The sequence below is a fragment of the Comamonas thiooxydans genome (assembly GCF_000964545.1).
Lineage (GTDB): Bacteria > Pseudomonadota > Gammaproteobacteria > Burkholderiales > Burkholderiaceae_C > Comamonas > Comamonas thiooxydans.
Genome location: NZ_BBVD01000008.1, coordinates 351,153 through 370,952, shown reverse-complemented (window position 1 = coordinate 370,952; position 19,800 = coordinate 351,153). Strand labels below are relative to the sequence as shown.

At 59.5% G+C, this 19,800-nt stretch carries 13 protein-coding genes and 1 tRNA gene; 5 read left to right on the top strand and 9 right to left on the bottom strand.

Translation table 11 applies throughout. The annotated features are described in order from the left end of the window. The first annotated feature begins 40 nt into the window (after window positions 1–40). The 3 genes from Cth01_RS15140 to Cth01_RS15130 all read left to right on the top strand — a co-directional run bounded on the left by Cth01_RS15140 (window position 41) and on the right by Cth01_RS15130 (window position 7,294). Window positions 41–4,291, top strand: coding sequence for a VCBS domain-containing protein (locus tag Cth01_RS15140; RefSeq protein ID WP_217997467.1), 4,251 nt, complete (start codon window positions 41–43; stop codon window positions 4,289–4,291). A 277-nt stretch (window positions 4,292–4,568) separates the two neighbouring features. Continuing rightward, window positions 4,569–5,252 (top strand): transglutaminase-like cysteine peptidase, encoded by a 684-nt coding sequence (locus Cth01_RS15135; protein ID WP_045839602.1) that lies wholly within the window; start codon window positions 4,569–4,571, stop codon window positions 5,250–5,252. Window positions 5,253–5,317: 65 nt separating this feature from the next. Next, complete coding sequence (locus tag Cth01_RS15130; RefSeq protein ID WP_045839601.1) at window positions 5,318–7,294, top strand: bifunctional diguanylate cyclase/phosphodiesterase; 1,977 nt, start codon at window positions 5,318–5,320, stop codon at window positions 7,292–7,294. Window positions 7,295–7,361: 67 nt separating this feature from the next. Here the strand turns inward: Cth01_RS15130 and Cth01_RS15125 are convergent, their stop codons facing one another. Beyond that, window positions 7,362–8,351 (bottom strand): bile acid:sodium symporter family protein, encoded by a 990-nt coding sequence (locus tag Cth01_RS15125; protein WP_045839600.1) that lies wholly within the window; start codon window positions 8,349–8,351, stop codon window positions 7,362–7,364. A 119-nt stretch (window positions 8,352–8,470) separates the two neighbouring features. On the opposite strand from Cth01_RS15125, the gene Cth01_RS15120 reads away from it, so the two are divergent. Next, window positions 8,471–9,403 carry a LysR family transcriptional regulator gene (locus Cth01_RS15120; protein ID WP_012838964.1) on the top strand — a complete coding sequence of 311 codons (933 nt, stop codon included), beginning with the start codon at window positions 8,471–8,473 and terminating at the stop codon, window positions 9,401–9,403. 4 nt (window positions 9,404–9,407) lie between these two features. On the opposite strand, the gene Cth01_RS15115 is transcribed toward Cth01_RS15120, so the two are convergent. Then, window positions 9,408–9,722, bottom strand: coding sequence for a hypothetical protein (locus Cth01_RS15115; protein WP_034358567.1), 315 nt, complete (start codon window positions 9,720–9,722; stop codon window positions 9,408–9,410). A 961-nt stretch (window positions 9,723–10,683) separates the two neighbouring features. Here Cth01_RS15115 and Cth01_RS15110 point away from each other — a divergent pair. Further along, window positions 10,684–12,252, top strand: a complete 1,569-nt coding sequence (locus tag Cth01_RS15110; protein ID WP_045839599.1) for a sensor domain-containing diguanylate cyclase — start codon at window positions 10,684–10,686, stop codon at window positions 12,250–12,252. Window positions 12,253–12,821: 569 nt separating this feature from the next. On the opposite strand, the gene infA is transcribed toward Cth01_RS15110, so the two are convergent. From infA to prfB, 7 genes are all read right to left on the bottom strand, one after another. Continuing rightward, entirely contained in the window at window positions 12,822–13,085 is a 264-nt protein-coding gene (infA, locus tag Cth01_RS15105; RefSeq protein ID WP_045839597.1) for a translation initiation factor IF-1, read from the bottom strand. A gap of 23 nt (window positions 13,086–13,108) precedes the next feature. Continuing rightward, entirely contained in the window at window positions 13,109–13,327 is a 219-nt protein-coding gene (locus Cth01_RS15100; protein WP_003053604.1) for a hypothetical protein, read from the bottom strand. 316 nt (window positions 13,328–13,643) lie between these two features. Next, window positions 13,644–13,719, bottom strand: a tRNA-Thr gene (locus tag Cth01_RS15095). A gap of 13 nt (window positions 13,720–13,732) precedes the next feature. Next, window positions 13,733–14,755, bottom strand: coding sequence for a class 1 fructose-bisphosphatase (locus Cth01_RS15090; protein ID WP_003061245.1), 1,023 nt, complete (start codon window positions 14,753–14,755; stop codon window positions 13,733–13,735). A gap of 65 nt (window positions 14,756–14,820) precedes the next feature. Next, window positions 14,821–15,813 (bottom strand): hypothetical protein, encoded by a 993-nt coding sequence (locus tag Cth01_RS15085; RefSeq protein ID WP_045839596.1) that lies wholly within the window; start codon window positions 15,811–15,813, stop codon window positions 14,821–14,823. Further along, window positions 15,813–18,515 carry an aminopeptidase N gene (gene pepN, locus Cth01_RS15080; RefSeq protein ID WP_045839595.1) on the bottom strand — a complete coding sequence of 901 codons (2,703 nt, stop codon included), beginning with the start codon at window positions 18,513–18,515 and terminating at the stop codon, window positions 15,813–15,815. The genes Cth01_RS15085 and pepN overlap by 1 nt, the downstream gene beginning before the upstream one ends. Window positions 18,516–18,533: 18 nt before the next feature. After that, window positions 18,534–19,638, bottom strand: a protein-coding gene (gene prfB, locus Cth01_RS15075) for a peptide chain release factor 2 (protein WP_100086375.1) whose coding sequence is annotated in 2 segments (ribosomal slippage) — window positions 18,534–19,556 and window positions 19,558–19,638 — 1,104 coding nt in all. Because the reading frame shifts where the segments join, the coding sequence is not laid out codon by codon here. Between the last annotated feature and the right edge of the window lie 162 nt (window positions 19,639–19,800).

Below are 19,800 nucleotides of genomic sequence, written 5' to 3'. Positions count from 1 at the left end.
CTCCATCAGCAGCGCCACGCTCAACCTTTCCGAAGAAGGGTTGCCGCATGGTCTGAAGGACGACCAGGGCAATACGGACACGACCGATGCCGTTACCTACTCCGGCAAGCTGACCATTGCCGATGTGGACGTGAACGACAGCCACACCGTCAAGCTGGTGCAGCCGGCGGCCAACGCCCTGAGTTCGCAAGGGAAACCTGTCGTCTGGACCTTGTCGAACAATGGCCACACCCTGATCGGCAAGGACTTCCACGGAAACTCCGTCATCACCGTCACGATGACCGACGCGGGCGCCTACACCGTCACCCTGTCGGGCCAGGTGGATCATCCGCAGAATTCCATCGAGGACGTGCTCCAGCTGGGCATCGGCGTGCAGGTCAGCGATGGTCACGCCACCAGCAACGGCACCATCACGATCAATATCGAGGATGACAGTCCGGATTTTGGCGCCGTCACCAATACGGTGATGGAGAACGCCGTCACCAGCGCCACCGGCACTCTGGAATTCCATACGGGTGCCGACGCCGTGGGCGCTACGCTGGTCGTATCGTCTGTCGGTCAGCTGCCACAAGGTTGGACGACCAGCGAACTCAACAAGTCTTCGGTCGACATTTTCTCGCCCAACGGAACCAAGATCTTCACGGTGACCCTGAATCTGGAGGGGGGCTATACCGTCACCCAGCACGAGGCTCGGCCCGGGACGACCGCGTCGATCGACTTGGCTTCCTCGATCAGCAACAACCCCCAATCCACCTATGACCTCGGTTATGCCACGCTGAGCGCAGGCGGCGGGAAGGTGTTTAACGCCAACACGTTCGGCAACGGAAACTCTTTCGGTATCGGAAACCCCTCCTTCGACGCGGGCGAAAGCTTCCGCATGGACTTCAGGAAAGCTCTCTCGGATTTCACGCTGAATGTCGCAGAAGTCAAGGGAAGCGGCACGCTCAATGTCACGATATGGAGCGATGGCGTTTCCAAGGTCATCGCCATACCCGTGAACAATACGACTGGCTCCATCCACATCACGAAGGAGATGTTGAGTCAGGGTAGTCCCTCGTTCTCTCAATTTGATAGTATTGATATCACCGCGGGCAGCGGCGTCAAGATGTCCTTCCTCACGACCGGCTCCTATACGGAAAGCGTTCCCGCCGGCCCGATGGACTTCACGGTTGGGGTGACCGGGACCGATGGTGACGGCGACAAGGTGAACACGCATTTCAACGTGACCTCCGCCGCGGAGTCCGCCGTTACGAGCGCAACGAATAAGGTGGCGGAAGCCACTGGGGACACCGTTTCGGGATCGATGCAGATCTCCGCAGCGTTGGGCATCATGAGCGTTGACGTAAATGGCGTGGACGTCACGAAGGCGACGAACGCCAACCCTATCAGCCTGACCACAGGCAAGGGCACGCTGAAGATAACAGGCTACGATCAAGCTACCGGTAAGCTCACCTACACCTATACTGAGAAGGGAAAATCCCAGGATCACTCTCACGGCAAGGATAGTGTGCATGACGACTTCACTGTGACCGCCAAGAATGCTAGCGGCCACGGCAGCAGCGGTAGCCTGACCATCCAGATCACCGACACCGCGCCCGAAGCAAAGCCGGACACGGCCAGCGTGACAGAAGACAAGACCTTGCAAGCCACGGGTAACGTCATCACCGGTACCGGTACGGGTGCAGACGCCGTGGGCGCAGACGTAACCACCGTGGTTGGCGTGGCCAAGGGTTCGGCCAACCCGAACAAGGCAATCGAAGGCAACGTCGACACCGAGGTCAACGGCGTGTACGGCAAGATCACCATCCACGCCGATGGCACCTATACCTACACCCTGAACAACAGCGATCCGCGCGTCAATGAACTGGGGCAAGGTGACAAGCTCTCGGATGTGTTCTCCTATACCATCCGTGATTCAGATGGTGACTTCAGCACCACGACCATCACCATCACGATCAATGGCACCAACGACGTGCCGACCGTGACCAATGATGCGAAGTCGGTCACTGAAGATGTGAACGTCACGGGCGGAAATCTCACCGTCAAGGGTGCGGTCACGATCACGGACCCCGATGCGGGCCAGTCGACCTTCGACACAGCCACCCTCAAGCTCACCAGCAGCACGCATGCGGGCGGAGCGCTGGGCGTCATCGTAATGAAGCCCGATGGCACCTATACCTACAACGTCGACAACGCCGCCGTCCAGTTCCTGAAGGCGGGCGAGAGCATCGTCGAGACCTACACGGTCGCATCCGCTGACGGCTCGGCCACCAGCACCATCACCATTACTATCAATGGTGTCAACGACGCGCCCACGACCGTGGACGGCTCCGCGAACCTGGAAGCTGGCGATAACCAGTACGTCTTCTCGCTGAATGATTTCCGCTTCGACGATGGCGCCGAAGGCAACAGCCTGCAAAGCGTCATCATCACCCAACCGCCCACCAGCGGCACGATGACCTATAACGGCAAGCCGGTGACGGCCGGCCAGGAGATTCCAAAGTCGGCCATCGAACAAGGCCTGCTGAAGTTCACTCCGGGCGCCGACAAGCAGGACAGCTCCTTCAATTTCCAAGTGAAGGACAATGGCGGCACGGCGAATGGCGGCAACGACACCTCGGCCGAGCACAAGTTCGTCATCTCCGCCGATCATCTGGTGACCAATGGCAATGAGAACAGCGGCATCGGCGGCAAGCCGCCGCTGAACGGTGGCTCGGGCGACGACATCATCCTGGGGGACAACGGCGGTTACGTCACGAATGTCACCCCCGGCACGAACTACAACATTGCGCTGGTGGTGGACCGTTCGGGTAGCATGTCCGCCCAATCGGGTTCCGGTGTCAACCGCATGCAGCTGGTGAAGGACGCGCTGGTCAAGCTTGCTGGCGATCTGGCGCACCATGACGGCGTTGTCAACGTAACGTTGATCGGCTTCGCGACCCATGCCCAAGACGCGATCACGTTCAACAACCTCACGCAGGCCAACCTGAACAAGTTGATCGAGGCGATCAACAAACTCACGATTGCGACCGGCGATACCGCGGGCACAAACTACGAGGCGGCGTTCAACGCTACCGTTAAATGGTTTGCTGACCAAGGCAAAGCGAACCCGAGTGGCGTGAAGTTCGAGAACCTGACGTTCTTCCTGACCGACGGCAACCCGACGCAGTACTACAGCAATAACAATCAGAAGTGGGTGTCCGGACTTGGTAACGATACTGATTACGACACGATGAAGGAATCCGTCGATGCCTTCAAATCGCTTAGCAACGCAAGCAAGGTGCATGGTATCGGCATCGGAACCGGTATCGACTCGAACATCCTGCGCTTCTTCGACAATACAGACAGCACCGGCAACGGTCAAATCACTTTGCCCAATAGCTGGAACTTTTGGGGGAACCCCAACGGGTGGGATACAGTCTCTGGCAAAACAGGCGCGATTGACATCGTCAACACCGCCAACGACCTGGCGGTCGCGCTTAAGGGAGGCAGCAGCACGAGCAATCCGGCTGAAGTCGGCCACGACACCGTCTACGGTGGCGACGGCAACGACATCATCTTCGGGGACGCGATCAATACTGACCACCTGGCGTGGGCGGGCCATCCCGCGGGATCCCACAATGGTGGCGGCCTCGACTCCTTGAAGGAGTACCTCACGGCACTGGATGGGGTCGCGCCGACGAATGATCGGATCTACGACTTCATCAAGCAGAATCCGGGACAGTTCGACGTCGCGGGCGACACGCGTGGTGGCAATGACGAACTGCACGGCGGCAAGGGCGACGACATCATCTATGGTCAGGGCGGCAACGATGTCTTGTGGGGCGATGACGGCAACGACAAGCTGTATGGCGGAACCGGCAACGACACGTTGATTGGTGGCAAGGGCGACGATATTCTGATCGGGGGAGCGGGCGACGATATCTTTGTCTGGCTCAAGGGAGATCAGGGAGCCCCTGATGCTCCTGCCAAGGATGTGATCAACGACTTTGGTAAGGGCGGCTCCGACGTCAACGGCAATGATGTGCTGGACCTGCATGATCTGCTCCAAGGGGAGGAGAAGAGTTCGGATCTGTCCCAGTTCCTGAACTTCTCCAAGAGTGGTGCAGATACCGTACTCAAGGTCTCCACCGACGGAAAATTGGGTGCTACAGGCTCCAACTACGATCAACTGATCACGTTCAAGGGAGTGGATCTCACCGCTGGGCACTCGTTGACCACCACGGCGGATCAGAACGCCTTGATCAAGGAGCTGATCGATCAAGGCAAGCTCAAGATCGATCACAGCTGATAAGCAGCCCCCAGCGAGGTCAGGTAGAAGTCTTGAAATATCAAGTCTTCTGCCTCTTCGCTCAGCTGTGATCGGCAGGTTGTTCCAAGAGCTTGCTTGATTGGTTACATTTGTGAGCATTGAATCTTGACTGTGTTCTCGTCGACCTTTCAAGATTCATAGCGGTCATCACAATATTTACAGGCGTCTCAAGCAATTTATGTCTTGCGCGCCTGCTCTTTTTACAGCTCGATTGAGTACTTCGCCTAGCCTCTTGTTTCCACAGCCCGTGGAAAAAATGCAGCGTCTGTCGCGCAGAGGCATGCTTTTGTATGGCTCGGCGATTCTCGGAACCTGGGCGCTGCAGAACGGGTTTGAAGCCGTCGCGCTGGATTTCGACGGCGAGCGGCTGCAGAGCAGCATGCAGTCTCGTTATGGCGCCGCAGGTGTCCATAGGCTGGGTCAGTGGCTGACGATGCTGCAAGCCCAGAAAGACAGGTCGCTACAGCAGCAGTTGCCGGCCGTCAACACGTTCTGGAATCGCGCAGTGCTGCAGTCGGAGGACAGCGTCCTCTGGTCCCAGTCGGACTATTGGGCAACGCCTCTCGAAACCCTGGGTAGGGGTGCTGGAGACTGCGAGGATTACGTGATTGGCAAGTATTTTTCGCTGCTGCGCCTAGGCGTGGCGGTAGAGAAACTGCGCCTGATCTATGTGCGTGCCCGCTTGGGGGGCGTGGGTAGTACGCAGAGCATTGCGCATATGGTGCTGGGCTATTACGAGACCCCTGCAGCCGAGCCGCTGGTGCTCGACAGCCTGCTGGACAACATCATGCCGGCCAGCCAGCGCAAGGACTTGACTCCTGTGTTCAGCTTCAATGCCCAGGGTGTATATGTCGCGGGTGCACAGCCTGCTTCGGTGGACAGGATCACGCGCTGGCGCGATCTGCTGGCGCGCATGAAACAGGAGGGTTTTTTGCCATGAATGCCATGTTTCGCGCTGCAGGCAGCGAAGCCCTATTGAATGGTCGACACAGATAAGGCAGCAAGATGTCGTTGTTGAAACAACTTTTGATCAGCGTGACGGTGGCCATCGTGGCCATCCTGATCGGCACCCTGGCTTTCAGCATTGGTGCTGCACGCCAGTATCTGGACGGGCAGTTGCAGTCCGAGAGTGAGAACGCCGCATCTTCGCTGGCCTTGTCGCTGTCGCAGCCGGCCAACCAGGATCCGGTCACGCAGGAGCTGCTGATGATGGCCTTGTTCGATGGCGGGCAGTTCAAGCTGCTCCGCCTGGCGTCCCCGCAGGGCGAGACCTTGTTCGAGCGCAGACGCGACAACGGCATTACCGATAGTTCTGCCAAGCTCAAGGACGGTGCTGCTCCGCCGTGGTTTGTGGAGGTGCTGCCGCTGCGTTCGCCAAAGGCAGAGCGTGTGATCAGCGACGGCTGGAAGCAGGTTGGGCAACTGACGCTGGTTGTGGACGACAGCTATGCGAGCCAGGCACTGTGGGGCAGCAGCGTGCGCTTGACGGGTGTGGTGGTGCTGGCCGGGCTGGCCTGGGCTTTCTTTGTAGTCTTGTTGTTCAGATGGTTTCGCAAGGTCTTGCAGCAGGAAATCTCGGCGCAGGTTCAGGCGATTGGACGTCAGGCAGGAAGTGAGGCACCGGCGAAGCCCGTCAAGGCCGCGGTTGCCGAGCTGGTGCCCGTACTCAGCGCCATTGCAGACACCCGAGAGCGGGTGCAGGCTACGGCGCAGGAGCAAATGGAGCGTATCGAATCACTGGAGCTGGAGGTCAATCTTGATCCAGTTACTCAGCTGCCGAATCGCAAGTACTTTGTCAATGAGTTGCGTCGCGCGCTCAGTGAAACTGATGGCGTTGCGGCACATGGCCATGTGATGCTGTTCAGGCAGCGTGATCTGCTGGCTCTGAATGCGCAGATGTCCCGGGCCAGTGCCGATGCATGGTTGGCTGCGATGGGTGAACAGGTCAATCAGGTGTTGAAGAGTCATGCCGAGTGCAAGGCCCAACTGGCGCGCCTCAATGGCTCGGACTTTGTGGTTCTCATGCCGGCCCTGGCCGGGCCCCAGGCCATGTCGTTGGTGCAGCAGATCCGACAGGTGCTGCTGTCCATGCGTGTGACCTTGAGCAGCGGCCAATGGTGCCGCTGGAGCTTTGCCCTGACCGATTACTCGGCATCGAGCTCGGTAACAGGTGTGCTTGCGCGGCTGGACTACGGTCTGATGCGAGCCGAGAGTTCGGGCCAGGCCGAGGTGGAATATGTAGCCTACGGCGATGATGAGGTGGTTTCCGATCTGGCCGGAGAAACCTTGTGGCGTCAGATGCTGATTGCCGCCCTGGAGGCACAGGATGCGCTTTCCCTGTCCGTTCAACTACTGCAATTCAAGGGCCGAAACGGGATGCAGGAGCGCGGCGAAGCGTCGCTCTCGCTGCGCACTGCTTCCGGCGAGACCTTGATGGGGTCGCTGTTCCTGCCGGTCGCCGTGCGCCTGGGCTTGTCGGCAGAATTCGATTTGCGAGCGGTGGCCCTCGGGGCTGCATGGCTTGAGCAGAACGATTGCGAGCTGGTCATTCGAATCTCCTTGCCCTCGCTGGCCCAGCCCGACTTCCTGGGCCGGCTGCGTGAAGAGCTGAGTGCACAGAAGTGGGAGCATCGCCTGTCCCTGCTCTGTCTGGAGCTGGATGCGCATGGACTGACGGCTTATCCCGAGGAAGTGGCCGAGTTCTGTCGGGTCATGGCATTGGCCGGTGTCGGCGTGGGACTGCGCCGTCTGGATCAGCAGCCCATGGGCCTGACCAAGCTCCACACCTTGCCGCTGCGCTATGTGAAACTGGGTGGTGAATTCTCGGAGCAGGCTGCGCAAAGCCCTGGTGCCTTGCATCTGCTGCAGGCCATCGTCGAGACTGCGACCGGGCTTGGAATTCAAGTGGTGGTGACCGATGTCGTCAATACGGAGGCTGCGAAGCTGCTGCGTCAGCAAAACGCGCTGACGCTGCTTACTTGAAATGATGGATCTTCCGTGAAAAGAACAAGGGGCGCATGAAGCGCCCCTTTTTATGGGTCTTGTGCTCTTAATGAACTTCGCTCTGATCGGCGATCTGCACACGCTTGGCATAGCGCTGCGCCAGTACGGCGCAGACCATGAGCTGGATCTGATGGAACAGCATCAGCGGCAGCACGATTGCACCCACGGAGGCGGCGGGAAAGAGCACATTGGCCATGGGAATACCACTGACCATGCTTTTCTTGGAGCCGCAGAAAACGAGAGTGATCTCGTCCTCCTTGCTGAAGCCCAGGCGGCGTGCACCCCAGGTGGTGATGAGGAGCACGACGGCCAGCAAAATGCAGCACAACACGATCAAGCCCAGCAGCGAGGGCAGGGGTGTCTGCTTCCACAGGCCGCTGATGACGGCCGCGCTGAAGGCGGCATAGACCACAAACAGGATGGAGCCCTGGTCCACCAGCTTGATGATGGAGGCACGACGCTGCAAAAAGCCGCCGATCACAGGGCGCATCAGATGACCGATGACAAAGGGCAGCAGCAGCGTCATGGCAATCTTGCCAATGGCATGCAGTGCATCGCCACCCTCTGCATTTTTGTGCAGTATCAGGCTCACCAGAATCGGCGTGACCAGAATGCCCAGCAGGGTAGAGGCGGATGCGCTGCACACGGCGGCCGGCACATTGCCGCGCGCCATGGAGGTGAAGGCAATCGCCGATTGCACCGTGGCGGGCAGGGTGCAGAGAAACAGCACGCCGATATACATCTCGGTGGTGACCAGGGGCGAAAGCACTGGGCGCAGCGCCAGCCCCAGCACGGGGAACAGCACAAAGGTGGCGATGAAGATCCAGATATGCAGGCGCCAGTGACCTATGCCCGCCAGGATGGCCTGGCGCGAGAGCTTGGCTCCGTGCAGAAAGAACAGCAGGCTGACGATGCCGGTGGTGGTCAGTTCCACATATTTGGCGACCTGGCCCGAGGCGGGCAGAAAGCTGGCGAAGATGACGGTGGCAATCAGTGCCAGTGTGAAGTTATCGGGGACAAAGCGGGGGCGAGACATATTCTTGAACTGAAGCCATCCATGCAAAGCACCGGACCGGTGCGCGATGGCTGCGTATTGGACACGCAATCCATTTAAAAGAGAAATGGATTTATTCGATAGACCTATAATTTTTTGATATGAATATTAGTCTGCGTCAACTGCGTGCCTTTGTGGCAGTGGCCCAAAGCAGCAGTTTCAGTCGTGCTGCCGATGCCCTGGCATTGACCCAGCCTGCTGTCAGCCGCAATGTGACGGATCTGGAGCAGGCCTTGGGCTTGCTGCTGCTGCATCGCACCACGCGTGAGGTGGAGCTGACCGAGGCAGGCCGTCTGCTGCTGGGCAATCTCTCGCGCGTGCTTGAGGATCTCGATGCCTGCCTGCTCGAAGTGCAAGGCCTGGCGACTCAGCGCAAGGGCCGCGTGAAGGTGGCCAGCAGTCCCACGCTTTCCGCCAACCTGCTGCCGCAATGCATTGCGCGTGGCAGACAACAGTCACCGGGCGTCAATATCCAGCTGCTCGATCGTATTCAAAGCGATGTGCTGCTCAGCGTGCGCAGCGGGGAGGTGGATTTTGGGGTGGTGATCGACCCATCCGAGAAACAGGACCTGCATGCACAGACCATCCTGACCGAGCCTTTTTGTCTGGTCTGCCTTTCCTCGCATAGCCTGGCGCGCAAGAAAGAGGTGCACTGGGAACAGCTGGCTGGTGAATCGTTGGTGCTGCTCGATCATGCGTCGGGCAGCCGACGCCTGATCGATGCCGCACTGCAGGCGCATGGCGCGGCTGCATCGGTGGTGCAGGAGGTGGGACATACGGCCACCATCTACAGCATGGTGCAGCAAGGTCTGGGTTTGAGCGTGGTGCCGCGTCTCGCCATTCCCTCGGCCTGGGCAGCTCAGACTGCTACGACTGCGGCAGCTGGCAGTGCCGCTTTGGTCAGCCGTCCCCTGGTGCCCAAGGTGCAGCGCAGCATCATGCTGGTCAAGCGGCAGCAGCGTGAGCTATCGCCTGTCGCGCATTTGGTCTGGGATCTGATTGCAGCGGAGGCTGTCGGCCTTCTGGGCGAATAGCGGCTCAGGGCCTGAGCACGATGCGTGAATCAATCACCAGCCCTTGCGGCTGCGGCGCGACATATACCGGCTGGGGCGGGGCTACATAAACCGGTTGTGGCGCATAGTAGGCATCTGGACGGTTTCTGCACTTGCGCTTTTCCTTGTACTCGCCATTGCTCTTCCACTTGCGCTCCACTTTGCAGTGGCCGTCCCAGTACTCTTCCTTGTGCTCGCGCTTGTGGTGATGGTGATGACGATCATGTGCCTGGCTGCTCAGTGGCGTGGCAATCAGCACCACAGGCAGGCAGATGGAAACAAGAGCAAGGATTTTCTTCATTGTGGGTGGGGCAGTCCATGGCCCAAGCCATGGCCGCATCGGTTTCAGAACGCTGCGAGCATAAGCGCAATGCACCGAAGAGACTGTATCAATTCATGAGCGAGATTTGTGCTGTGGCTGTGCACTGGACGTGCGTGAGGTGCTGGTACTTATGCAAAAGAGAGCGGCTTGTGCTTGAAATACATTAGCTTTGACATGATTTCTATCTGAAATTAAGTAAATTGAAGCGGAACAAGCTATTTAAAAGATAGCTTTTCAATGGATAACTGCTTTGATCTGGACCGTGGTAGTAGACACAGCTACTCGAATGCCATGGCTTCAGGAGGCGGACATTGATCTCGCAAACCGGCGCCGGGATTGGCTGCGCCTCGCAAGACCGTTTTGGGCTGGGCCGGTTCGCCGGTTTTCTCCCGGAACACACCTGCGCCTGAAGAGACTTTGAACCTGCAGGGTTGCAATTCTGAGACGTGCTGGGCTGCTTTGCGGGCAACTGTTCCATGATGGTGTCGCGTTGGTCGCCTTGGCCGACGCGTGCGGTCAAGAGATGGCTCGGCTCTGGCGCTGTCTATCGCCGGATCGATGGCGCCATAGGGGATTGACCCATGTCCTGCTCACTGGATGGATCATCCGTCTGCCAGCCGTTTCCATCGGCAAGCCAAGCAGGCTGAATGTCTTCTGTCGATGGGCTCCAGGCACAGTCTGTCGGATGCTGCCGCAGCCCTGGCAGCCCTGGGAGCCCTGGGAGCTGTGCCGCATGTTTCCTTGAGCAGGAATGATCGCTGCGGCCCTGTTGGCAGCGATTGAATCGTAGCTTCAGGTTCGGCCTCGTCTGCGGCTCTGTCCCGTGTCGTTTCACGAGATGGTGGAAAATTCGTCCCTACCCTGTCCAATCTGAGCAGGGAAGCTGCAGGCAATGCAAAAGTGCCGTTCTTGCCAGGTTGACGATGAGAGGAATGTCGAGGTGTGGTGTCGAAAGAAGAAGAGGGAGACCAGCGTCACCAGTCGTGATGGCGGGTGCAAAGTTCTGGCTGCCAAGCGCGATGCGCAGCTGGCGACCAGTCTGTTGTTGGTAATCTGGGTTTCTGTACTGGTAGCCACCAGCTGGCAAATCTGGTCGGCACATCAGCGCACTCTGAGCGAGATTGATACCAACAATCGCAATCTTGCACAGACGCTGAACACCTATGCCGAGGGGGTCTTCACCCAGAGCTCCATGCTGCTGCTCGGCATGCTTGAGCGCCTGGAGGTGCAGGGCACCACGCCTGAGCATCTTGTGCGCATGCAGCAGCTGGTCGGTCGCCAGGAACATCTGCTTTCCCAGCTCAATGAATTGCTCGTCCTCGATGCGAGCGGTAAATGGCTCATGTCATCGAGAGGGGGATTTCTCGAGGGAACCAACAGCGCTGACCGTCGCTTTTTTTCATACCACCGCGATAACCCGTCGCACGAGATCTTCATCGGTGCGCCCATACGCAGCCGCTCTACGGGTGAATGGGTGCTTACCATCAGCCGGCGATTTGAGAACCAAAAGGGTGACTTTGCCGGGGTCATCGTTGTCGTGCTGGGGATAGAGAACTTTCTGCACTTGTTCGGCAAGATCGATGTCGGCGAGCAAGGGTCTATCGGATTCGCAACGACCAGCGGACAGTTGTTGGTGCGTTATCCATTTCGTGAACAGGATCTGGGGCGTGACTTCTCTCGCTCCCCTAACTTTCTGCGCTATTACTCAAACCTGAAATCCGGCACGGCGTCCTTTGAGTCCGGCATAGATGGAACGGAAAGGCTATATGCCTTCAGGAGCAATGATCGTTATCCCGTTTTCACGGTGGTGGCCCGGGGGCGGTATGAGGCACTGCAAGCCTGGCGAAGTCAGGCGCTGCTGACGGCAGGTGTGGTGCTAGGTCTGCTGGCAGTTGTCACACTGATAGGCTGGCGTCTGATCCTGCTCATCCGACAGCGTGCGCAGGCAGAGACATCCTTGATGGCAGTGCGTGAGAAGTTACTGGATGCCAACCTCGAACTGGAGCGGCTGGCCACGCAGGATTCATTGACAGGGCTGGCGAACCGGCGACGCTTCGACGAGGTACTGCAACTGGAGGTCCGGCGTGCCGCGCGTGACGGGACGATGCTCTCGCTTTTGCTCATCGATCTGGATCATTTCAAGGGCTTCAATGACCGCTATGGTCATGTCGCCGGTGACGAATGCCTGAAAGCGGTGTCGCGGCAGCTGGAGCTGTCGGCCAAGCGTTCGGGGGATCTGGCAGCACGTTACGGCGGGGAGGAACTTGCCATCATTCTTCCCAATACCGCGCTGGAGGGCGCCATGCGCGTTGCCGAGGAGTTGCTGAAGTGCATACGGAGACTCGACATTGCCCATGAGTCCAGCCAATTCGGCCATGTCACTGTGAGCATAGGAGCGGCAAGCATGCAGGGTAGGCATGGACTGGCGAGTCCGCTGGATCTGGTTGAAGCGGCCGATCAAGCCCTGTATCGGGCCAAGGCGGCTGGGCGCAATCGTGCCGAGTGCTGAGCTGTCGGAGCTGATCTCTCGGATCCTTAGACGGCCTTCAAGCAATCTGAGGGCGCGAGCCGTCACTTCAAATCCGGCCTGAACACCGGTGCCCGCGAAGGCAGGCAGGTTGGCCTATCGCATGATTCACGACAGGGCATCATGTAGATGCTTGTTGATGCTGGCTCTGATGGTTATGACCTGCATCGACGCCAGTGCTACGCGCTGGAAGGTCGCAGATCTACAAGGAATTTCAACACTTGCAGCGAGGGGCAGGAGCTGGGATGAGGCCGGCGATAGCAACGCCACCGATGACTGGTGGCGGACTTTGTGCATATCTGATTCCAGACTGGCCAGGCTGGATGTGCAGGCTGTGGGAATCTCAAGCAAATGGCGTGAGAGTGCCTCCGCGATCCATATCGATACGCGCTGAAGGCAGTGCGAGCATTGAAGAGCCAGAGCTGACCGCTGCGATCTGCATCTGGAGCAGGCAGAGCTTGCAATTGAGCTGCAGGCCGGGTGCTTGCGCAGCCCCGTGATCCTGCAGCTGACACAAGCATGTCAGAACTGGTGGCCGTAGCGGCCGAGGCTTAGTGGCGGCGCTGCTGCGGCGTAGGGTTGCTGTTGTTGGAGCGCTCGATATGACGGAAGGTCAGGCGACCCTTGTTCAGATCATAGGGAGACATCTCCAGCGTTACCTTGTCGCCTGCCAGCACGCGAATACGGTGCTTGCGCATCTTGCCGCCGGAGTAGGCAATCAGCTGGTGGCCGTTGTCCAGCGTCACACGAAAACGGGCGTCCGGCAAAACCTCGTCCACTCTGCCTTGCATTTCAATCAATTCTTCTTTGGCCAAAATATTTCCTTTCTACAAAGAGGTCAGTTCAACTGGTTGTCCAGCACCATGCTGCGCCCCTCGGCGAGGGCATATTTGCTGGCCATATCCGGGGTGTCGAACTGGCGGATAAACCTGAAAATCCGGTCATAGGTTCCGCGTCGGATGGAAACCGCTGCAGCAACCTTGCCGGAGTGAGTCATTTGGGTGAGGGCAGTCACAATGTAGTTGCCGACACGCTCTGTGATTTGTTCTGTGTGCATATCGAGTCAACGGGCGGCACAAACCCAGGGCAGGGCATGCCGACCAATGAAAAATGAAGGAATCCAGCTCTGATGAGCCGGGATCAAATAAGCCAGCCGCTTGCGGGTGGCTTAAGCTTCTTGCCATGGAGTGCTATGACTGTATGGAGTCAAGCGTGGGCAACGTGAGAACTGCCTGAGAGATACTGCGCGGGGCAAGTGCCATGCAGCAATCGGCAGATTATAAAGCATTGTTCTTTTATGCGCAAATCGTGATGAAACCGAGTAGCTGCAAAAGAAAAAGCCCCAGGCTCTTGCGAACCTGGGGCTTTTATTCTGGTGCCGGAGACATGAATCGAACACGCGACCTTCTCATTACGAATGAGCTGCTCTACCGACTGAGCTACACCGGCGATAAGCTATAAATTATAGCGCTTTTTCATCGGCTTCGAGGTGGTAGCTGGTCACGCGTTCCACTTCGTTCTTGGAGCCGAGGACGACGCTCACGCGCTCGTGCAACTGCGTTGGCTGGATGTCCAGGATGCGCTGGCGGCCGTTGGTAGCCATGCCACCGGCCTGCTCGACAAGCCAGCTCATGGGATTGGCTTCGTACATCAGGCGCAGCTTGCCGGCCTTTTGCGGCTCGCGCTTGTCCCAGGGGTACATGAAGATGCCGCCGCGGCACAGAATGCGGTGGACGTCGGCCACCATGGCAGCAACCCAGCGCATGTTGAAATTCTTGCCGCGTGGGCCGTCTGCACCAGCCAGGCATTCGTCCACGTAGCGCTTCACAGGGGCATCCCAGTGGCGCATATTGGACATGTTGATGGCGAATTCCTTGGTGTCTTCGGGGATCTTGACGTTTTCCTCGATGAGCACGAACGAACCTTGCTCGCGGTCCAGCGTGAACATGGAGACACCGTCGCCCACGGTCAGCACCAGGGTGGTCTGGGGACCGTAGATGCAGTAGCCGGCAGCCACCTGCTGGGTGCCGGGCTGCATGAAGTCGCTGTCGTGCACGCCAGGGTGGCCTTCAGGCTTCTTGAGCACGCTGAAGATGGTGCCGATGGACATGTTGATGTCGATATTGGACGAGCCGTCCAGGGGGTCGAACATCAGCAGGTATTCGCCCTGAGGGTAGCGGTTGGGCACCACATAGATGCCTTCCATTTCCTCCGATGCCATTGCGGCCAGGTGACCGCCCCATTCATTGGCTTCGATCAGGGTCTCGTTGGCGATGATGTCCAGCTTTTTCTGCACTTCGCCCTGCACGTTTTCGCTGCCGGCCGTACCCATGACGTCGCCGAGCTCACCTTTGTTCACGGCAAAGCTGATGCGCTTGCAGGCGCGGGCCACCACTTCCAGCAGCAGGCGCAACTGGCCGGGGATGAGCCCGTCCACACGTTGTTGCTCGACCAGATAGCGGGTCAGGCTGATGTTTTTCTTCATGCTTCAACTCCTTGATATTCGATGCAAATCTGAAATGGACAGAAAACAGGGCAGGGCATCTGCTGTCATGGACGATGCCCCGCAGTGCGCTGCTCCAGTTCCGCCAGCAACTCCTTGACGCGGGTTTGCTGCTTGCTGTCTTTCTGGTTCAGCGCGTATTGTTCATAGCGGGCCAGCCACTGGCGGGCCTGCGGTTCTTGCTTTTGCTCATGGGCAAGGACCATGAGCTGGAAATAGCTGTCGTAGACGGTGGCATGGTCTTGCGCCGCCTGCGCAATCTGCAGACGCTCCTGAAGATAGGTGGCAGCCTGCTTCAGATCGCCCAGCTCATAGCAATTTTGCGCAATATTGGTGAGTACACCGCGTATTTGCTGCAGCTTGCCCATGGCTTTGAGGCGTTCACGTGCGACAGGAAGCAGTCGCTCGTTGGCTTGCCTGGCCGCGCGAAATCGCCCCAGTTCATGCAGCAGATAGCCTTCGTCCTCATAGACGCCGAGAATCTGCATCTGGCTCGGAAAATCCAGAGCCCGTGCAGGCCTCACGCTCTCGTCCCAGCGCATTTCGGCGGGCAGCCCGGCAATCTGCGGCAGCGGGTATTGAGCCTGAAAGGCTTTGACCTGCTTGAGCGCCGCTGCGTGATGCCCGGCATCTGCCAGCCAGCGGATGCTTGAGTAGCGCAGGAAAAAATGAGCGTATGACAGTTCAGGGTCCTGAGTGCCGGACAAAGCCGTCAGTGCCGTCTGCGCTGCTTCGGCTGCCTCTTTGGGCATGCCGCGGCGCGCATAGACGCTGGCCTGTGTGTAGTAGAGCCGGAAGATATCGCGTGCAGCGAACCCCGGCTTTTTCAACAGCGGCTCCAGCGCCTGCAGATCGGCACTCATGGCTCGCCCGCTGAAGCTGCCGCCTTCGCTGAAGACAGTGGCATAGAGGGGGGCAAAACGGGCTTCGAATCCCGCATCAGGCTTTGCTGCCTGAGTGCTCAGCGACATGCTCGCCGCAGCGACGGCAAGGGCCTTCATGCCCCGAGCCGCGTGTCGAGCAAGCATGTTCAGACCCATCAGTCCGCCAGAGCGCGGGTGATGACCTCGCGCACGTCGTTGGACAGATCGGGCTTGGCAGTCACACGGGCGATGGCTTCGCGGGCCGCAGAGCGGTAAGGCTCGGCCAGCTTCTTCCAGCGGTCCATCACCCGGGCCAGGCGGGAGGCCACCTGGGGGTTGAGGCCGTCGATCTCGATCACGCGATCGGCCCAGAACACATAGCCCGCCGCATCGGCGCGGTGGAAGGCGCCGGCATTGTTGCAGTAGCTGAAGATCAGGCTGCGTGCGCGGTTGGGGTTCTTGATCTGGAAGTCGGCATGCTTCATCAGCGCCTTGACGGCGGGAAGCACATCGCCGCCGCGATCGCTGGCTGCACCTTGCAGCGCAAACCATTTGTCCAGCACCAGTGCGTCCTGCTTGAACAGCGCGTGAAAGCGCTGCAGCGCCTGCTCGGCCAGCGGGCTGGCACTATAGACTAGGGCGGAGAGGGCCGCCATGCGGTCCGTCATATTGCCGGCATCCTTGCAGCGCTGGTAGGCCTTGCCGGGCCAGACCGTGTCGCCGGTGCGGGCCGCCTGCAGGCACAGCATGGACAGGGCGCGGCCCGCCAGCGCACGGCGGCCGGCGTTGACATGGTCGGGGCGGTAGGCACCGGTGTCGCGGTTGGCCTCCCAGGTGGTTTCCCACTCGGGCTGCAGGGCACTCGCGAGCTGCAAGATCATGGCTTCGCGCACGGCATGCACGCGCTGGGGATCGACTTCGGCCAGTTGCTCGGCGATATAGCTCTCGGACGGCAGCGTGAGCACCAGGTCCTTGAACGCCGCGTCCAGCTTGTCGTCGCGCAGCACGCGGCGCATGGCTTCGATAAAGGCTTCAGGCAGGATCTCGGCACTGGCGTCGCCGCTGGCCGCGATGGCCTTGAGGGCATAGCGCAGGCCCAGGCGCTGGCTGGCTTCCCATTGGTTGAACGGGTCGCTGTCATGGGCCAGCAGGGTCAGCAGATCGGCATCGCTGAATTCATGTTCCAGCACCACGGGGGCGCTGAAGCTGCGCAGTAGCGAGGGCACGGGGGCTTCGCTCACATTGCTGAAGACAAAGCGCTGTTCGGCTTCGGTCAGCACCAGCATGCGGCTGGCGACTGCCTGGGCTGCATCTTCGCCTGGCAATTGCAGGGCTATGGGTTGACCGCTGGCGGTGAGCAGACCCATTTGCACGGGAATGACGAAAGGCAGTTTCTCGGCCTGACCCACGGTGGGCGCGCAGCTTTGCGACAGCGTCAGCGTATAGGTCCGGGCTGCGGCATCGTACTGGCCCACGGCCTTGAGCACAGGCGTGCCGGCCTGGCTGTACCAGCGGCGGAACTGCTGCAGATGCTGGGCCAGGGGAGAGTCGGGGTTGGCGTCGGCGATGGCCTGCGAGAAGTCGTCGCAGGTCACGGCCTGGCCGTCATGGCGCTCGAAGTACAGCTTCATGCCCCTGGCAAAGCCTTCGCGGCCGACCAGGTTGTGCTGCATGCGCACGACTTCCGCACCTTTTTCGTAGATCGTGACCGTGTAGAAGTTGTTGATCTCGATATAGCTGTCGGGGCGCACGGGGTGGGCCATGGGGCCGGCATCCTCGGGGAACTGCACGGTGCGCAGCACGCGTACATCGTCAATGCGCTTGACGGCGCGTGCCGAGGCCGTGCCCGCCATGTCCATGCTGAACTCCTGGTCGCGGAACACCGTCAGGCCTTCCTTGAGGCTCAGCTGGAACCAGTCGCGGCAGGTGACGCGGTCACCGGTCCAGTTATGGAAGTATTCGTGACCGACGACGGATTCGATATTGGCGTAATCGGTGTCGGTGGCCGTGGCCTGGCTGGCCAGAACATACTTGGTGTTGAAGATGTTCAGGCCCTTGTTCTCCATGGCGCCCATGTTGAAGTCGCTGGTGGCGACGATCATGAAGCGGTCCAGATCCAGGCTCAGGCCAAAGCGCGCCTCGTCCCAGGCCACGGAGTGCATGAGGGAGTTCATGGCGTGCTCGGTCTTTTCGAGGTCGCCGGGGCGTACATAGACCTGCAGCAGGTGATCGCGGCCGGCACGGCTCTTGATCTTCTGCTCGCGGGCCACCAGATTGCCGGCCACCAGCGCAAACAGATAGCTGGGCTTTTTATGCGGATCGACCCACTTGGCAAAGTGGCGACCGTCCTCCAGGTCGCCGGACTCCACCAGATTGCCGTTGGACAGCAGCACCGGGTACTGGGCCTTGCTGGCGCGCAGCGTGACGGTGTACATGGCCATCACGTCGGGGCGGTCCAGGAAGTAGGTGATGCGGCGGAAACCTTCTGCCTCGCACTGCGTGAAGAACGTGTCCTCGCTCACATACAAGCCCATGAGCTTGGTGTTCTTGATGGGGGCGCAGGTGGTGAAGATCTCCAGCTCCACGGGCTCGTTGCCCTCGGGCAGGTTCTCCAGCACCAGCTGGTCGCCATCCATCTTGAAGGAGGTACCACCGCCGTTGACCATCACCCGCGCCAGATTCAGCTCGTCGCCGTCCAGGCGCAGCGCCTGTGCCGGCACCTCGGGGTTGCGGCGTACACGCATCTTGCTGAGCACGCGCGTCTTGGCCGGGTCCAGGTCAAAAGTCAGGTCCACCGTGTCGATCCACCAGGCCGGGGCCTCGTAGTCGGCACGGTAAATCGCGGTGGCCGGGGCTTGCCCGTCACGCAGTTGCAGCATATCGATTCCTTTCTAGGATCAGAGGCCTTGCTTGAGCGAGGCTTCGATAAACACATCCAGGTCGCCGTCCAGCACCTTCTGGGTGGCCGAGACTTCAACGTTGGTGCGCAAGTCCTTGATGCGGCTGTTGTCCAGCACATAGGAGCGGATCTGGTGACCCCAGCCCACATCGGTCTTGGTGTCCTCGAGCTTTTGCTGCTCTTCCATGCGCTTGCGCATCTCGAAGTCGTACAGCCTGGAGCGCAGGCGCTGCCATGCCACGTCACGGTTGCTATGCTGCGAGCGGCCATCCTGGCACTGCACCACGATGCCCGTGGGGATGTGGGTCAGGCGCACGGCCGAGTCGGTCTTGTTGATGTGCTGACCGCCGGCGCCCGAGGCGCGGTAGGTGTCGGTGCGCACATCCGACGGATTGATGTTGATCTCGATGGAGTCATCGATCTCGGGGTAGACGAACAGCGAGGAAAAGCTGGTGTGACGGCCGCCCGAGCTGTCGAAGGGCGACTTGCGCACCAGACGGTGCACGCCGGTTTCGGTGCGCAGCAGGCCGTAGGCATACTCGCCTTCGACCTTGATGGTGGCACTCTTGATGCCGGCTACGTCGCCCGGAGTCTCTTCTTCGACCGTGGCCTTGAAGCCCTTGCGTTCGGCGTACTTCAGGTACTGGCGCAGCAGCATGCTGGCCCAGTCGCAGGCTTCGGTGCCGCCGGCGCCGGCCTGGATGTCGATGAAGCAGTTGAGCGGATCGGCTTCGCCGCCGAACATGCGGCGGAACTCGAGCTCCTCGATCAGCGGCTTGAGCTTGGCGGTTTCGGCTTCGATGGTTTCAAGGCCGGCATCATCGCCTTCTTCCTTGCTCATCTCGAACAGCTCGGAATTGTCGGCCAGCTCGGTGGTGAGCTTCTCCAGGGTCAGCACGACGGAGTCGAGCGACTTCTTTTCCTTGCCCAGTTCCTGTGCCTTCTTGGGGTCGTTCCAGACGGCAGGGTCTTCCAGCGAGGCGTTTACCGTGCGCAGGCGTTCGTACTTGGCATCGTAGTCAAAGATACCTCCGGAGATCTGCCGTGCGCTCGGCCAGATCTTGGAGGGTGTTGCCGATAGAGTTGACGCGTTCTGCTTCCATGGTGAATCCGTTGTTCTTGCTGATAAATAAGGGCTGATTTTCTCATGCCGGACGGCTGTAAGGATGCAATGGCCTTCGACAGGGTTTTTGAGTGCTTCATCGGGGTGTCTTTTTGAGCCCCGCTATGCCCCTGATACCACCATCGGTTTTATTCATGGATGC

Bases quoted from the DNA above. Each gene is read 5' to 3' on its own strand.
- Cth01_RS15085 (WP_045839596.1), bottom strand. From the start codon at position 15,813: ATGGGTCTGAACATGCTTGCTCGACACGCGGCTCGGGGCATGAAGGCC.
- Cth01_RS15130 (WP_045839601.1), top strand. From the start codon at position 5,318: ATGTCGTTGTTGAAACAACTTTTGATCAGCGTGACGGTGGCCATCGTG.
- Cth01_RS15090 (WP_003061245.1), bottom strand. From the start codon at position 14,755: ATGAAGAAAAACATCAGCCTGACCCGCTATCTGGTCGAGCAACAACGT.
- Cth01_RS15100 (WP_003053604.1), bottom strand. From the start codon at position 13,327: ATGCACACAGAACAAATCACAGAGCGTGTCGGCAACTACATTGTGACT.
- Cth01_RS15120 (WP_012838964.1), top strand. From the start codon at position 8,471: ATGAATATTAGTCTGCGTCAACTGCGTGCCTTTGTGGCAGTGGCCCAA.
- pepN (WP_045839595.1), bottom strand. From the start codon at position 18,515: ATGCTGCAACTGCGTGACGGGCAAGCCCCGGCCACCGCGATTTACCGT.
- Cth01_RS15115 (WP_034358567.1), bottom strand. From the start codon at position 9,722: ATGAAGAAAATCCTTGCTCTTGTTTCCATCTGCCTGCCTGTGGTGCTG.
- Cth01_RS15135 (WP_045839602.1), top strand. From the start codon at position 4,569: ATGCAGCGTCTGTCGCGCAGAGGCATGCTTTTGTATGGCTCGGCGATT.
- Cth01_RS15125 (WP_045839600.1), bottom strand. From the start codon at position 8,351: ATGTCTCGCCCCCGCTTTGTCCCCGATAACTTCACACTGGCACTGATT.